The 15,710-nt window shown below is 64.5% G+C and carries 11 protein-coding genes; 3 read left to right on the top strand and 8 right to left on the bottom strand.

What is annotated here, in order from left to right; all coding sequences use genetic code 11:
- Positions 1–82 precede the first annotated feature (82 nt).
- The 8 genes from AB0I04_RS41870 to AB0I04_RS41835 form a co-directional block, all read right to left on the bottom strand.
- Positions 83–3,049 carry an IPT/TIG domain-containing protein gene (locus tag AB0I04_RS41870; RefSeq protein ID WP_360897961.1) on the bottom strand — a complete coding sequence of 989 codons (2,967 nt, stop codon included), beginning with the start codon at positions 3,047–3,049 and terminating at the stop codon, positions 83–85.
- Positions 3,050–3,373: 324 nt separating this feature from the next.
- A complete protein-coding gene (locus tag AB0I04_RS41865; RefSeq protein WP_360897959.1) occupies positions 3,374–4,588 on the bottom strand; it encodes a low temperature requirement protein A in 1,215 nt (404 codons plus the stop codon).
- Positions 4,589–4,795: 207 nt separating this feature from the next.
- Positions 4,796–5,641, bottom strand: coding sequence for an enoyl-CoA hydratase/isomerase family protein (locus AB0I04_RS41860; RefSeq protein WP_360897957.1), 846 nt, complete (start codon positions 5,639–5,641; stop codon positions 4,796–4,798).
- 13 nt (positions 5,642–5,654) lie between these two features.
- On the bottom strand, positions 5,655–6,428 hold the full coding sequence (locus AB0I04_RS41855; protein WP_360897955.1) for an SDR family oxidoreductase: 774 nt from the start codon (positions 6,426–6,428) through the stop codon (positions 5,655–5,657).
- Between the two features lie 1,018 nt (positions 6,429–7,446).
- Entirely contained in the window at positions 7,447–7,647 is a 201-nt protein-coding gene (locus AB0I04_RS41850; RefSeq protein ID WP_360897953.1) for a hypothetical protein, read from the bottom strand.
- 317 nt (positions 7,648–7,964) lie between these two features.
- Positions 7,965–8,516: a hypothetical protein gene (locus tag AB0I04_RS41845; RefSeq protein ID WP_360897951.1), complete on the bottom strand. Its 552-nt coding sequence runs from the start codon at positions 8,514–8,516 to the stop codon at positions 7,965–7,967.
- Between the two features lie 141 nt (positions 8,517–8,657).
- Complete coding sequence (locus AB0I04_RS41840; protein WP_360897949.1) at positions 8,658–9,059, bottom strand: hypothetical protein; 402 nt, start codon at positions 9,057–9,059, stop codon at positions 8,658–8,660.
- Positions 9,060–9,146: 87 nt separating this feature from the next.
- Positions 9,147–9,578 carry an ATP-binding protein gene (locus tag AB0I04_RS41835; RefSeq protein WP_360897947.1) on the bottom strand — a complete coding sequence of 144 codons (432 nt, stop codon included), beginning with the start codon at positions 9,576–9,578 and terminating at the stop codon, positions 9,147–9,149.
- 374 nt (positions 9,579–9,952) lie between these two features.
- On the opposite strand from AB0I04_RS41835, the gene AB0I04_RS41830 reads away from it, so the two are divergent.
- The 3 genes from AB0I04_RS41830 to AB0I04_RS41820 all read left to right on the top strand — a co-directional run bounded on the left by AB0I04_RS41830 (position 9,953) and on the right by AB0I04_RS41820 (position 15,698).
- Positions 9,953–10,801 carry a helix-turn-helix transcriptional regulator gene (locus AB0I04_RS41830; protein ID WP_360897945.1) on the top strand — a complete coding sequence of 283 codons (849 nt, stop codon included), beginning with the start codon at positions 9,953–9,955 and terminating at the stop codon, positions 10,799–10,801.
- A gap of 17 nt (positions 10,802–10,818) precedes the next feature.
- Complete coding sequence (locus AB0I04_RS41825; RefSeq protein WP_360897943.1) at positions 10,819–11,040, top strand: DUF397 domain-containing protein; 222 nt, start codon at positions 10,819–10,821, stop codon at positions 11,038–11,040.
- Positions 11,041–11,483: 443 nt separating this feature from the next.
- Positions 11,484–15,698, top strand: a complete 4,215-nt coding sequence (locus tag AB0I04_RS41820; protein ID WP_360897941.1) for a hypothetical protein — start codon at positions 11,484–11,486, stop codon at positions 15,696–15,698.
- Positions 15,699–15,710: the final 12 nt, after the last annotated feature.

The raw sequence follows: 15,710 nt of genomic DNA, 5'->3' as shown, positions 1-15,710 counted from the left end.
TTCTCCAGTTGAGCGGGGTCCGTTCCGATCGGTCAGGTGACCATTCCCTGCCGAGTGATCGACTTCGCTGGGCTGGGGGCTGTCAGGGTGTCGGGTTGTCGATTTCGAAGCCGTCGAAGGTGGCGTACTGGCCGGAGAGTTTGGTCACCACGATCTTGTGGACGCCGGCCGAGAGCGGGGTGCTTGTGTAGACGGCGACGTCGGCGTGACGTGTGGCGTCAGCGGGCACGGTGTTGACGATGGTCGGGGTTGCGCCGTCGATGGACACGCTGATCTGGCCTTGGTCGGTGTACTGCTCGCCGAACACCTTGATTCCGGTGCCGATGAACGTGAACGTGAGGCTGCTGCCGTTGGTCACCGCGTAGTGGAGGTCGTCGTTGTAGTCGCCGAGGCCTCGGCCGGCCGAGTAGTCCCAGGCGCTGTAGGTGATCGATGGGTTGGTGTCGTCAATCCGTGCTGCGGCCGGCGGTGTTCCGATGTAGACGGTGACGCCTGCCGACGGTCTTGATGTGGCTCCGTCCTTGCCGGACTGCGTGGCGGTCAGCGTCTGCTGGCCGTCTGAGGAACTGGTGAGAGTGCAGGTCCATGTGCCGTCAGTGCCGGTCACTGCAGTGCAGCCGGCCTTGTCCACGTCGTCGCCGGCCGCGACGGTGTCGCCGGGCACCCCGGTTCCGCTCACGGTGTAGGTGTGGGGCAGTCCGGTGGTGCCGTTCTTGGGAGCGGTGATCAGCGGCCTGGGTACGTATGTGCCGACGCTGACGTCGGTGCCGTCCGCTCCCGACGGCACTGTCGCGATCAGGAAGCCGGAGGAGACCGACCGCACATCGGTCGCGCGCTGGTCACCGAAGTACACCGGGGTGCTCGGCGAGAAGCCCGCGCCGGCGATGAGCACATGCTCGGTCTTGGATCCGGTGGTGACCGGGGTGGGCGCGGAGGCATAGCTCGCTTCGGGCCGCCCGCCGCCTGCCGGCGACTGGTACTGGCTGGTCAGTCCCGCGTTGGCGAGCATCGAGTCCGGGATGTCGCCCGGGACCGGCGATGCGGGGATTGTGGTGTTGCCGCTGATGTGTGAGTCGACTGGCGCATTGCAGAAGTAGCTGCCGGGATTGTCGGAGAAGAAGTTGCCGGTGACCCAGAAGTGGCCGGTGGCCGAGCAACCGCCCTGCGCGCCCAGCGAGGTCAGCGGGTGGAACTCCACGTTGCCGCTGAAGGAGATCCATTCCGAACCCGCGTCGTCGTAGAACGCGTTGAATCTGGAGCCATCGTTGTACACGACATTGCCGGTGACGTGCAGGCCGTGGGCGAGCGTGGCCTCCGCGTCGATCGTGCCGTCGGTCTTGTAGACGTACTGCGCCTGGTGGCCTTCCATATAGACCGCCCCGCCGTCGGCGAGTACCTGCATGACGTTGAAGATCAGATTGTCGCTGATCGTGTTGTCGGCGTTGACGTTGGTCGAGTTCTGTGGGTGGTTCGCGTCGTCGACGTGGCCCTGGATGACGCCCGCCGTGATGCCGGTGTACGGCAGATCGTAGAGGTCGTTGTGCGTGATCGCGGTGTGCCGGCTGAACAGCACAGTGATTCCACACGCCGAGCGATAGTCGGTACCGACGTCATGAATCACGTTGTTCGCGACCGTGGTGTGGTCCAGGATCTCGTTCTGCCCGACCGGATCCGCGGCGACCGCCTTCGGGTCAGGGGTGCAGCCGGCCTTGATCACCGAAGCCGGCGTGGTCGTGGGAGTCGGATCGTAAGTGCAGCCGAGCAACAGCGCGGTTGAGGCGATCTGGGCGAGCTCGTTTCCTTCGATGAGGTTGTACGAGCCGCCATACTTGAAGCTCAGCCCGGCACCACCGAGGTCGACGAATCGATTGCCGGTGATCGTGACGTTGCTGGACGCGGTGAAGTCGACGTTCGCCCTGGGTTGAGTGAGCGCGCCCCACGGGCAGCTGCCCGGGGGTGTGGAGAAGGTGCACAGACCCTGGTTGTTCGCGCCGGTCCTGTGCAGATTGCTCTGTACGTCGGCGAATCCCGCGGTGGAGGACGGATCGTTCCAGGTCGCGTAGGAGAATTGCAGGCCCTCGAAGGTGATGTCGTGCAAGGGCCTGGTGAGGCTCCCGGCGCCCTGCAGCAGTGTTTCCAACCGAGGCAGCTCGACATCCATGCGCGCCATCTGCTGACCGCTCTTGGGCGAGTAGTAGAGCATGTTCTCGGCACTGTCGAGGAACCACTGTCCGATCCTGAGCAGCCCGCGGGCGTTCTGGATCGTCGAGGGCATCTGCGAGGTGGACATCGACGGCAGGCCGCCGGTGCCCTGGCTGAACGGGGCGATATCAGTGACGTTCGTCCAGCAGGGCTGATCCATGATCAGCGTGTTGCCGGACATACGTGCGACCCCGCACTTCGAATCCGTCCACGCCCCGTTGCCGCCGGGGTAGTCGAACTCGACCTGCGCCAGCTGCGCGGGCGTGAGCTCGGCGAACCAGTCCCGTGCCGCGGCGTCGTTCGACAGGTCGTACCCGGTGGCCGAACCGACCCAGCCGCCGGCGAAGTGCAGGGCCGCCGGCGTGGCCTGCGCGATGGGCGCTTCCGCGCCGTCGAGGTAGAGCTGCCGGCTGGAGCTGTGAGGGGGCACCCTCGCCGACCACACGCCGGTACTGCCGACCTGGGTCCAGCCGGTGACCCGGGTGGCGCCGGAGATCACCGGGCGCGCGCCCGGCGCTGCCTGCCATACGACCGGGTGACGGGCGCTGCCTGAGTCGGCCGTACCGAACTCCCACGGTTCGCTCAACCGGTACGTGCCATCGCGGAGCTCGACCGTGACGTCCACCGGTTCAGCGCCCTGCTCGATCTTGCGCACTGCAGCCTGCGCCGTGGCCAGCGAGCACGGATTACGCGACGTGCACGCCGCGCCGTGGCCAACGGGTGCCGCCCACAGCACCGATCGCGATGCCGCCTGTGCCGGACCCGCCGACCAGGCGAACACCCCCGCGCCGGCCACGCCGAGCGCGATGGAAACGAAAACCTTGCACCCTGACACGAACCGCTTCATGACCGCTCCGGAACCGTTGCCGGCGGGCCCCACCCGCAGGAATACATCCGATGAATGTGCCATCACTGTTCTTGAGCATCTGCGTGGTGGAATCACGAACGGGACGTGGTTGTACGAGATATCATGTAGAAGGCATCCCGTGAGGCGCGTGGTCTTTGTGTGCACCGCGTAGTCTGCCGAATGCGGCCTCTCCTTCGTCACGGACGGTCGTTAATCAGTGAACGCAACATGACGAATGGTTGGTGGCGTGCACCCACGCCGCAACCGGCAGACCACCCATCACCAGGTTGACCAACGTCCCTGGGCAGTAAATCTAGAACAACGTCAGACGCCCTCGTGGTTCGTCCGGCGGGCGACCGCGTAGCCCCAAGGGACGCCGAGGAGCAGCGTGAGGCCAAGGCTTAGAAGGAGAGGCGTCGGTCGGGCTGCGCCAAGTCCCAGGCAGGCTGCGGCGGTAGCGGCACAGATCGTGGCCAGCGGCTTGTAGAAGGTGCGGTCACGTGGTGAGGGCTGCAGGGCACCAGCAATGATCATCGTCGTGCACAGGATGGTCGCGCAGCCGGCACTCAGCAACCACGAGGCGGCGGCTGGCGTACGGGGCTCGTGAGCATGCTCGACGAGGCTGACCATGGCTGCGCCCATGGCGGCGATCGCAGCGGTGAGTGGCAGGTGGGTGAGCATCCACTGGGCAGTGGCCGTGGGGGTCGGCCGGAGTGGGCGGTGTCCGGCGTAGTCGAAGTAGGTCCACCACGCGCCGAATCCGACGAGGACTGTGAGCAGGGCGACGGCCAGGGTGCGGGCGTCGGCAGGTTTGTGGGCCAGGCCGTCGACGATCCCGGTGACGGTCTCACCGAGCACGATGATGATCAGCAGGCCGAAGCGTTCGATCAGGGCGTTGGTGATGGTGAGCGCGGCTTGCTGGGCGGGTGTGCCGGCGAGGAGCGCAGCGTTGTATCCCACGAGATAGGCGGCATCCAGCAGGCCCCAGCTGAGCAGGCGGGGCCCGGCGGGGAGCAGGGCGCTCGCGCCGAGGAGGATGGCAAAGGCTGCGGTGCCGGTCACGAACAGGTGGCTGGAGCGGCGGTACTCGGGCCGGTCGTCGCGGGCGGCCAGGGCCCACAGGCCTGCCAGGACGGCGAAGAGCAGCCCGGCGGTGACGGCGAAGGCGGCTCCGCGGGCACCGCCGGCCCGGGGGATGAGGGCGCCGAGTGGGACGAGGACGAGGATCTGGAGCAGGAAGGTGCTACGGGCTCGAGCGTCCTCGCGGCCGTGCAGTTCGTGGTGAAGGGTGCCGTTGGTCCAGGCGATCCAGACCAGGGCGAACACCGCCGCGTACTCGCCGAGGCCACGCCACGTCAGCTGTCCGGCCAGATGGTGGGCGGCCTGAGCCACCAGCACCACCATGACCAGGTCGTAGAAGAGCTCGAGCGGGCCGACCACGCGCTCGCGCGGCTGCTCGCCATGGGGCCGTGGCGGCTGCCACAACAGGTGCCGAAGCCGTGCGCGCCGGTCACGGCGTTCCGCACCGCCAGCGCTCACAGCGCTTGGTTGACCGGGTGAGCTGCCGTTGCTCGGCGGGGTGGCTGGCTCGGATTCGGGCGGCATCGGTCGTGCTGGCTCCCGGGTGGGGGCGTGGACTTCCGGGTTGGGGCGCGGACGGGGGTGCTCTCGGTACGGTAGGCCATCAGCAGGTGCCGTGAGCAGGGCTGATCGCCGTCCTGGCAGGGGAATTCGCCGATTGTGCGGTCAGGCATCCGGGGACTGGTGGGCTGCCCCGATGTGGAAACCCATGTCCAGATCGAAGTCTGCGCCGACGCGTTGCGCTTGAGCGCGCAGGCGCTCAAGCGCAGGCCGGAAGCCCGGGCCGGCAGCCAATTGCGCAGTTGCTTTCGCGGACTCGAGAAACGCAACCCGGTCGGGCTCCGTGGTGCGGTTGATCAAGCGTTTGGCCGCTGCGAGGGCGTCCTGGTCGAAGGAGGCGATCCGCCGGGCCAGCGCGTCGATGTGCCCGGCCAACTCCGCGACCGGGAAGGCGCGGGTGATCCACCCGTAGAGCTCGGCTGTTTCGGCGTCGTAGTCCTCGCCGGTCACGGCGACCTCCAGGGCCCGACTGCGGCCGATCAGAGGCACCAGGCGCTCCAGGCCGCCGCCGCCGGGAACGAGGGCGGAGCCGATCTCCGGCTGACCGAGGACGGCCGTTTCACGTGCGGCGTAGCGCAGATCGCAGGCGAGGGCGAGTTCGTTGCCGCCACCCCGAGCGCGGCCCTGGATCTGCGCGATGGAGATCGCCGGGAGGGCGCTGAGCCGGACCGTCGTGTCGAGGAAGAGCGGCAGCCCCGTGGGACCCGGGTCAGAGGGGAGCGGCCCAGCCGAGAGGTCGTAGCGCGCGAAGAAGTAGTCGGTGTTGGCGCTGTCCAGGACCAATACGCGTAGGTCGTCTGCCTTTTCCGCCGCGTCCACGATCGTCCGCAGCTCGCTGGCGGTAACGGCGTTCATCAGATTCGTCGGCGGGTGGTCGAAGGTCGCGCGCCAGTATCCAGGCGCGGCTTCGGCGACGGTGAACTGGGTGAGATCGAGTGCCGGGGCGGTCATGGCCGCCTTCCTCTCAGGCAGGCTGCCGGGTGGGCAGGATGGCGATTTCGGCCAGGTTGACTCGAGGCGGGAGGCAGACGGTGTAGGTGACCGCGTCGGCCACGTCCTCGGGTGTGAGCCATTCGATGCGGGTCCGGGTGCCGGCCAGGCGCTCCCGGGACTCCTCGCTGGGGATGTGGGACTGCAGCTCGGTGTCGACGATGCCGGGTTCGACGGTTGTCACCCGTACCTGTTTCGGCCCGAGCTCGGCCCGCAGGCTCCGGCCGAGGTGGATGACGTAGGACTTTGAGGCTGCGTAGGCCGAGTAGCCGGGGAAGAGGGTCTTGCCCGCGATCGAAGCGATGTTGACCAGATCGGCTACGCCGTGGGCGGCGGCAGCCTCGACAAGTTGGCCGCCGAAAGCCAGTACGGTGTAGTTGACCGCGCCCACGTTCAGCGCCGTCTGATCGGCCCAGTCCTTCGGTTCAGGATCGCCGAGGGGGGTCGGCAGCATGATCCCCGCGTTGTTGACCACGATGCCCGCAGGCCCCAGGGTCTCCCTAACGCGTCGGGCCACGTCGTCGACCGCTGCGGAGTCGGTGACGTCGACTGAGAAGGGGACGGCCCGCTCCCCGCGGGCCTCGATGTCCGCGCAGATGGCCGTGAGCCGGTCCTCGCGGCGAGCGAGAAGAGCGACGGCTGCACCCCGGCGGGCCAGAGCCTGCGCGACCTGCTCGCCGATGCCGCTGGAGGCGCCCGTTACGACGGCGATCCGACCAGCCAACTCCGAAGTCAGTGATGCACTCATATCGTCACTGTCCTTGATCGCCCGCGTGCTGGAATCACGAACAGTACGTGGTCGCAAGAGAGGCCATCACGTAGCAGGCCATCCCGTGAGGCACGTGGTCTTTGCGTGCCCGTGCATCGCCGGATGGTTGGTGGCGAGCACGTTGGTGGCGCCGTTGTCTATGAACCGCCCCGATGCTCCTATGTTTGTCAAGCGGTGAAGGGGAGGTCGCTGTCCACGGTGTTTGCGCCGGTGAGGACCTTGAAGATCTCGCGTGCAACGTAGCGTTTGAGGCAGCGTCGTTGACGCGGGGTCGGTGAGGATCGCAACGGGCCCGACCCCAACGAGGACGAAGGCGGCCGGGACGCAGCACCAGCCCTCCGGGGCCAGTGAGGATCGCAACGTGGAGGACATGGGCGGTCCCGCGCCGACGTTCATGCAGCACCGGCCTTCCGGGGTCGGTGAGGATCGCAACCCGCCCGCAGCAGACCACGGACCGCCGAACGGATCAGCGTGATCGTGTCCTGCGTGGCCACCGCGTCAAAGATCGGAGCCGAGTCCAGCACCGCCTGCGGCTCACCAGTCCCGCCTGGGCGGCGCCACCAAAGTCCGCTCGAAGATCCGGTTCGGGCGGACCGAGGCCGCCAGCCGCGCACGCATATCCACCAACACGGTGTCCCGCGTTCGACGTAATTCAGCGGCCTAGAGCCGCGGGTCTGGGGTCTGAGCTGGGCTGACATGCTGATGGTCGCCTGGAGGGCGTTTCTCTAGGCGATGGTGTTGTTGCTGGTCAGCGGGGTGCGGGCTGGAGGTCGATGACCTGCTTGGGGGCGGGGATGTCGAGCTTGGCGAGTAGGTCGATTTGGGGCTTGGTCAGGGCGGTGACCTGCCGGAACAGGCCGGTGGGGCCGGTGATCCATCGCTACGATAAGTCTCGTACCGAGGTCATGCGCCTCCGACCATGCACCCGACCGCAGGGCGATGTTCGCCCCAACCTTGAGAATTCTCTCCTTGACCTTCCAAGGTACTTCCGCCTCGCTCACCGAGGACTCAAGGGGCAGCCGATCGGCCCGCGCCCGCAGTTCGGACGCCTTTTCGAGAAACGACCCACTCCGGGCGCAGGATCGAGCCGCTTGAGGATGCATTCCGTCATCCAGCCGATGAACTCGCCGCTGTGCGCCCAGTTCTCGTTGTAGCTGTCCGCCAGCCGGTCATAGTGAGCCCGCGTCTCGCCGTGCACCGTGGGGAGTCCTCCAGCCCCTCAACCCGCCTTCCCACTGACCATAACCGACACCGTTCGGAGGTACTCACGCTTGACCCAACGAGGCCAACCAGGAACCGCGTCGCCGCCACGAGAGTCCAACCACGTAGCCCGATCTGAACCCAGACCGCGCCCTGCAAGCCCTTCTGTCGTATTCTTGCGCTCAATGTGAGTCGCAGGCCGCGAGTTACGTCTTTCCCGCATCGGCGTTGAATTGGGCAAATCCAGGCATTTGTAGCCCATTTGCGATTGTTGGAACCTGTGTTCCTGAGCGTGTCACTTCCTGCATCACCGCATCACCGGCGTCCCTCCGATGGGCCGAGGTCGAGTGGACGGCCCTGGAGGTGATTGCGGTACTGGACGGCCAAGAGGTCTTTGGAGAGCGGCGGCCAGCGGGTCAGCCGGCCGGTGCGTTTGTCGACGACGAGTAACGTCTTGGCACTCGTCGTCCTCGGCTGCGGCATGGGCCAGGTGACGAAGCCGTCGGGGAATTCCTCCACCGCGATCAAGAGAGGGTGTGCGGTGTCGCGGTTGAGCCAGGCGTCGGCCTGGCGCCAGGCTTCGGCGCGGTCGATCTCGGCAACGCGGCAGGTGCGGTAGGCGAGTAGGGAGTCGTTGATGTGCTGGAGAGTCCGGCAGACGTCTGTCGTTCCGCAGCTCGCGCAGACGGTGACGCCATACGGGCCGGTTACGCACCGGTGTGCATGGAGTACGCCGTTCAGCGCGGCACACGCGCCGAGGATGCTGGTGCGCGCTTGGCGAAGGAACTCCGCGGTGTGAGCATCAAGCCGCCCTCGGGCGCCGACCTCTTCGATGGCGGCGCAGATCGCGGCGTTGTCGGCTCGCATCGCGGTAGCCATTATCGCGATCACATCGCCGTTCGTTTGGGCGTGTACGTCGGTTGCCGAGCGGATCATTGCATTCACTCTCTTCGTCGAGGATCAGAGGAGAACCGGGCAGAAAGCCGCCCGGGTCCAGCCTCCTGAGGGTCATTCGTGTATCGAGTCCTTGTGGAGTCGTCGACGGACAGTTATCGGCCGGACATCCACCGGCTGTGACGATGTGCGCAGGCTCAGGTCCTGGGACCGCGCATCGCCAGGAATGAAGATTTCGCAGATTCCGCGTAGGGTGCGGCAAAGACCGGTGGTTCCGCACTCGGAACAGTGAGATCCGTACCGGTGGGTGTCGACCACGCTGACCAGCGCGGCAGTGGCGTCCAGTGCCAGACGATGGGCGTGGCTGAGGGATGCGGCCGTACCCTGCTCCACCCCTGCTCGAACGAGGTCGTCGAGAAGGGCGCGGATCGTCGGTCCGTCGGTCTGGTCGGCGGCCTCGTACGCTCGATCGATGGTTGCCATGAGTTCGGCGTGCAGTCGCGCGTTGGTGTTCATGCACTGGCCTTTCCTCGGAAGCCCGAACCTGCCTGGGCGTGTGCCGTAGTCGGGCGTCGTGAGAGCCTGAGAAGCGGTTTGGCGTGATCAGCGCTCGTTGAAGACGGCGGTTACCGTGCGGCTGCTTGCGTCGCCGGTCCAACACCATCTGTCGGTCACGACGTTGATCGTGTGGAGTCCCCGTCCGGACTCTGCCGTCTCCGTGGGCGCGCGTATCGTCGGCTCGTTCGGACCGCCCTGGTCGGTCACGGCCACGGCTGCGCCCCCATACCAGCGTCGTACCTCGACGATGAAGAGCCCGCCGGGCTTCCCGGAGTAGGTATGCCGCAGGGCGTTGGCGACCAGCTCACCTGTCACGGAGACGGCGTCGTCGGCGAGCGAGCAACCGGCCAGAAGGAAGGCGACGAAGTGGCGCGCAGGGCGCGCCTGATCGGGATGGCCAGGGAATGTCCGGCGCCAGCGCATGGCGTCGGACTCACCTGCGAGACCGCCGTGGACGTCGACGAGGGAAACGGACACTCAAACACTCCTCCCATGTCGGCTGCGACCCGGCCGAAATGCTCCTTGACTTCATGAGCGTCGGTCGCGGCCGCAGCGTCTGACCGGTGGGGCGGTGTCGGGGGCACCGCCCCACCGGGGTCCTGATTTCCGGTTGGGGACGGGAGAGGTCGGGTGCGAGCCGTTTCCGGCCGATGAGCTGACCAGCGTGATCGGCGATCTCGATGGCTCACGCGCTCTCGTCACCATCCTCACTCTCTGTTCTTGACTCTGAACGCATCGTGCAGGGCGCGAGACGGTATCCGCAACAGTTTCAAGAAACAATTTCAAGATCTGTTGTGGCGATCAGGCCCAACACGGTTGCTGCTGACTGCGACGCTGGGCAGACTGACGCGGTGTCCACACGGCAACCCACAGTGCGCGAACGACGACTGGCCGCCGAACTACGGCGACTGCGCGAGGCGAGCGGGCTGACACTCGAAGAAGCGGCCGAACAGCTCGGCTGGAGCAAGACCAAGCTGTCGCGGATCGAAACCGTCATGCGACGTGTCGCTGCACCCGAGGTTCAGGGCGTTCTCGACCTGTACGGGGTCGCGGGACGCCGGCGCGACGCCCTGATCACGTTCACCAGGACCGCGCGTCAACGCGACTGGTGGGATACAGAGCCGCTGAGCACCGACTACGCCACCTACATCGGGCTGGAGGCCGAAGCCGAAGCGCTGAGCTGCTACAGCATGGGCGTGATCCACGGTCTCCTACAGACGGAGGACTACGCCCGGAACGTCATCAAGGCGGCGCTGATGCGCTTCAAGCCCCCTGCAGAGGTTGACCGTAGGGTGGCCGTGCGAATGGCGCGACAGGCCGTGCTCACCGATCGAGATCAGCCGCTGCGATTCTGGTCGATCATCGACGAAGCCGTACTCCACAGAGTCTGCGGCAGCGGCGAGGTCATGCAAGCGCAGTTCTCGCGACTCCTCGAACTGGCGGAGCTGCCGAACGTCATGCTCCAGGTGATGCCGGCAACCGCCGGTGTCCATCCCGGTGTTGCCGGTTCTTTCTCGATCCTGCAGTTCCCCGAGCAGTACTTCCCGAACGTCGTCTATGTCGAGAATGTGACTGGCGCTCTGTACGTTGAGGACGAAGGGCAGGTGCACACCCACGCCCTAGCGTTCGAGCAGATGCAGGCGACGGCTCTCAGCCCAGAGGAGACGCTGACGCTGCTCGCGCGGCTGGCGAGACAGTGATTGCAGAGGGAGACCGCGTGACCGACCGCAACAGACCTCAGGCCGTCTTCCGCAAGAGCACGTTCAGCGACGCCGGGGAAGGCTGTGTCGAAGCGGCGATGCTGCACACCTTGCGCCTCGTACGCGACTCCAAGGACCCGAACGGGCCGACGCTGGCGTTCACCTCGTCGGCTTGGGCGGCGTTCATCGACGACATCAAGCAGGGCAAGCTGGACCTGACGGGTTCGCTCGGCGCCTGAGGGACTTGCCCCCCGCTTCGCAGGCCGTCCGCAGCACTGGATGACGGAGACAGCCTGCTGATGCTGCCCGTCGGACGTACTGTCATGCCGATGAGAGTGCATCTTCAGGCCGGCTCGATGCTCATCTCGGTGTCGCTGACGCAAGGTTCGGCAAGGTTGCAGGCTCCGGACCTCCAGTGGACCTTGGCCCTCTTACCTTCGCGATCACGACGTGCGGGTCCAGCCGCTGGCGGCGCATCTGATCTCGTGAGACCTGTCCGGTCCCTGTGCAGCGCTAGCCATCTGCCGAATGCCGGTGACCGTGGCACTAAACTCGGCATCGCCGAAAGCCGCGTTGATACTTGGCTCGATTACCGCATCGGGCTTTGGCAGCTGAAATTCGGCACTGCAGTAACCCTCGAACTTGATCGCTGTTCTTGGAAGCGTTGCATTGTGAGGTACTAGTGCACCTGCTGCCCGAGATTAACTTTGAGCATATGCGTGGCAAGGCTCCATCAGGCTCGCGACGTGACGGGTTTGAGGAGCTGTGTTCTCAGCTCATGATTTCTGGTGGTCTCGTCGCCTGGCCACCGGACACCATCTTCAGCACGTTCGGCAATCCCGATGGTGGACGCGAGGGTAGGGGTGTCCTCTCGAGTGGTGCCAGCTGGTGCTGGCAGGCTAAGTACCTGTTCGAGCTCGGCGACGCCGCGTTCAGTCAGATCGACAAGTCGGTCCGCCGTGCGATATCCACGGAAGCAAATCTTGCCCGTTACTACGTCCTTCTGCCGTACGACCCCCCAGCGGGCGATACCCCCAGAACAAAGAGCGCCTTCACCAAGTGGAACGAGTACGTCGAGAGGCGGGAGGCCGCTGCCGAGTCTGTCGGCAAGACCGTTAGGTTCATCTACCTGGGTGAACATCAACTGCGCTCGTGTCTACTGCAGCCCTCACAGGTAGGACGTCTGCGGTACTGGTTTGATCTCGATGGATTCTCCGACGAGCGGTTCATTGAGATCGTTGCGCGTGCCGAGGCCGACGTCGGTGAGCGATACTCTCCCGAGCTCAACGTCGGGCTTCCCATCTCGCAGGTCTTTGAGGGCTTGGGACGAACAACAGCCTTCCAGGATGTGATTCGAGTGAAGCTCGGTGCGTTGCGCAAGGCTCGCGGCGACTACGGACTGTCGGTGCCCGAGGTCGAAACTGATCTGTTCCGGCAGGCGATCGACGACGTGAACCGCTGTCTAGACCAGCTCGACGAAGTCGTCGTACTGGCGTCCTCGCAGGCACGGGGCCCAGATGGGGTTCTCCCGGACCTGCTGTCCGAGATCGAGCCGACGTGGCAACCACTCGATTCAGTGTCGGAACTACTCCGGAAGTACTGCCTCCGCGACGGCTGCTACGTCGGCAATGCGGCCGGCCTTGCCTCAGAAGTACGCGCGATCCGGTCGGCCATCAACGAGTTGAGTGAACTCGCGCACGGCCGCGACTGGCAGAGCTTCGGTCAACGCGCCGTGCTCATCACCGGAACCGGCGGTTCGGGCAAGACGCATCTTCTCTGTGATCTTGCTAAGAAGCGCACAGCGACCGGCCTTCCTACGCTGATCGCGCTCGGGGAACAATTCGAGAAAGGCCCGATAGATGCGGAGCTCAGCAGAATCATTGGCTTTAACGGCCCGCCGGGCCAACTCCTCGCCACCTTTGATGCCGCATGCCAAACTGCTGGCGAAATCGGTCTGCTGATCATCGACGCACTGAACGAAGCGACCGACCGGAAGCTATGGAGTAAGTACCTCGGAAGCTTTTTCAACGAAGTGGCTCAGCGGCCACACCTCCGCTTGGTGCTGTCCTGTAGGACCGAGTTTCTCGTAGACACATTCCCCAGCCGGTTGCAAGACCACATGATGGCGTTTCAGCACACGGGCTTTGCGGAGTTCACGCGCGGTGCGATCCGCCAGTTCCTTGACTGGTACAACATCGAACGGCCTTCGTTCCCCATGCTCGACCCTGAGTTCACCAACCCTCTCTTCTTGAAGCTGTTGTGTACGACCCTGCAGCAGCGCGGAGAGCACAGTTTCCCTCGGACTGGCGTCGGAACCACATGGATTTACGACAGCTTCCTAGACGCAATAGACGCTCGTCTCGGTGCCGAAGACCGATGTGACTACGACCCCGCCAGTGGCCTGGTCCGTATCGTGGTAGCGCAGCTTGCCTCAGCCATGTACGCCGGCGGTCGTAGACTAGCCAAGACTCAAGTCGAAGCCATGACCTCTGCATTGCTTCCGGACAGGCCGTGGAGCGTGAGCCTTCTCAATGGCCTACTGAAGGAGGGACTCCTCTCTGAGCATATGGTGGACGGCACGTCGTACATCAGGTTCGGATACGAGCGCCTCGGCGACATCGCGATAGGCAGACTGATCGCCGCCAAGGACCTGTCCGAGATCGAGGCCGAATGCAGGCGCATGGCGGAGAGGTGGTACCAATACTCTGGCGTGCTGCAAGCCTTGGCCTCGGTGCTTCCAGAGATCCACGGTGTCGAACTGATCGACATGCTCGACGTCGGGACAACCGAATACCACTTCTATGCGCACGGCGACTTCCTGCGCAGTCTCGCCTGGCGACAGAGCACAGCAGTCAGCGACCGGTCCGTTGAGCTGCTTGAGGAGCTACAGAAGAACGCCGATGTATCCGACGCAGCCACAAACGCCCTTCTCCAGGTTGCAGCGGTGCCCAATCACAAGCTGAACGCGGCCTGGCTGCATATTCGTCTTATGGGCACCCCTCTGCCGGAGCGGGACGCGACCTGGTCATGGTTCTGCGATCGTCAGGATGACGTGGACGGACACCTACCGGTCCTCATCGAGTGGGCATGGTCCGATGCCAGCACAGCGGCCACCGACGAGGTGCGGTACCTCGTCGCGCTGACACTTTCCTGGGCCTTGTCGTCGTCAAACCGCCTAACGAGGGACAACAGCACGAAGGCACTCATCGCCCTGCTCGAGGAGTCCCCGCCGGTCTATCAGCAGATGTTGCGCGACTTCCGTGGCGTTGACGACGACTACATCGAGGAACGCCTGCTGTCGGTCGGTTGCGGCATTGCCCAGCGGGCCGAACGTCCCGAGAGCGTCTTCGTAGTCGCTGATGCGGTACGCGACTTCACGTTGACCCGCGGCTATTGGCCCGAGAATCTACACAGTCGCGACTACGTCCGTCGAGTGATCGAGGAAGCACTAGAGCGCGAGTGGACCCCTGGGATCGACGACATCGCGACCCGTATCCGACCGCCATACGAGTCGACGTGGATCCAGGAATGCCGATCACAGGATGAGATCGAAGCTATGTCCGGACCACCGGACTACTTTTACAGTAGCGTCAGTCATAAAGTGATGTCGGACTTCGACGATTTTCGCAAGTACATTATCGACTCGGTTCTCCGAGAATTCGATCTGCCCAGTGAAGTCGACGCCGACGTCGTTGCTCGGCTTATCTTCGACCAAGTCTTGACACTCGGGTGGACCCCTCAACGGTTTCAGTCTATCGACCGAAACCTTCCCCGGCAATCCTCGGGTGAAGGCAAAAAGCTGGAGGGATTCGCGCAGAAGTATATATGGATCGCATTCAAGCGCATATCGGGGCGTATTGCCGACCATCATCGTCTACGCCCGGACTTCCATGGCGGCGGTCGGACTCAATACGACACACCGCTCGACGCCTATGGGCACGACATCGATCCCACAGTTCTATTGCGTCGAACAGAGAATCGCACCTACGAAGACACGTCGAGGACCTGGTTCGCGCCAATTGACGTCGCCTTCCCCGTCCATCTCGACGGGGAATGGCCTAACAACGATTCCAATGTTCCGCAGGTGGATCGCCTGCTAGTCGGCAGGCATCACACCGGATCTGCTTGGCTGGTGCTGGACGGACATTATCAGTGGTCACAGCCCCAGCCTCCTGAAGACGCCGCCACCCGCGAACCCCACCACCAGATCTGGACACAGATCCGCTCCTACATCATCGACCCGGACCATGTCGGCATCTGGCGCGAGTGGGCCGAGGGACAGAACTGGAACAGACGGTGGAGCCCAGAGTCTGGTAGCCCATCAGGGCTGTTGCTCGCCGACCATCCGTACAAATCGGACTGGCCAAGCCCGGCGGAGCGCGACGGCACCTACCGAGAGGAGCTCCAGCCGCCCGGTGACTACATGATCACGACAACGCGCTATGGCGGAGTGGCCAACGACCTGGACCAGTCCGACAGCAAGCACCTGTACGGACTGTTGCCCTCCACATCCTTTTGTGCTCTTCTTGGCCTGCAACGGATGGATGACTTCCGTTGGGGTGCCGAGGGCACCGTGCTTGCGGAGAACTTCTCCATCCGAGAGGTGGGACCCGACACGATTCACGTTTCCATGGAGGCCCTCGCGTCAGTTCTTCGAGCCGATCACCGATGCCTTCTCTGGACCATCATCGGTGAGAAACAGACGCTTAGCAAGCACTTCGACTGGCTCGTAGACGGTAAGTCGATCATTCGAGCTTTTTCGGCATCCTATATCTTTGATGGAGAAATTATACGACTACTATATGCAAATTCGCGCACGCTTCATGTCGGCGGTGGCGAGTCGAATAATACGGCCTGGTCGCTTCCCGCGCGAGTACTAGTCGACGCTGGCCTATGACCCCAATTGTTC

The sequence above is a fragment of the Actinoallomurus sp. NPDC050550 genome (assembly GCF_040655075.1).
Lineage (GTDB): Bacteria > Actinomycetota > Actinomycetes > Streptosporangiales > Streptosporangiaceae > Actinoallomurus.
This window is presented reverse-complemented; position numbering and strand designations above follow the sequence as displayed.

Bases quoted from the DNA above. Each gene is read 5' to 3' on its own strand.
- AB0I04_RS41870 (WP_360897961.1), bottom strand. From the start codon at position 3,049: ATGAAGCGGTTCGTGTCAGGGTGCAAGGTTTTCGTTTCCATCGCGCTC.
- AB0I04_RS41860 (WP_360897957.1), bottom strand. From the start codon at position 5,641: ATGACCGCCCCGGCACTCGATCTCACCCAGTTCACCGTCGCCGAAGCC.
- AB0I04_RS41855 (WP_360897955.1), bottom strand. From the start codon at position 6,428: ATGAGTGCATCACTGACTTCGGAGTTGGCTGGTCGGATCGCCGTCGTA.
- AB0I04_RS41845 (WP_360897951.1), bottom strand. From the start codon at position 8,516: ATGCGAGCCGACAACGCCGCGATCTGCGCCGCCATCGAAGAGGTCGGC.
- AB0I04_RS41840 (WP_360897949.1), bottom strand. From the start codon at position 9,059: ATGAACACCAACGCGCGACTGCACGCCGAACTCATGGCAACCATCGAT.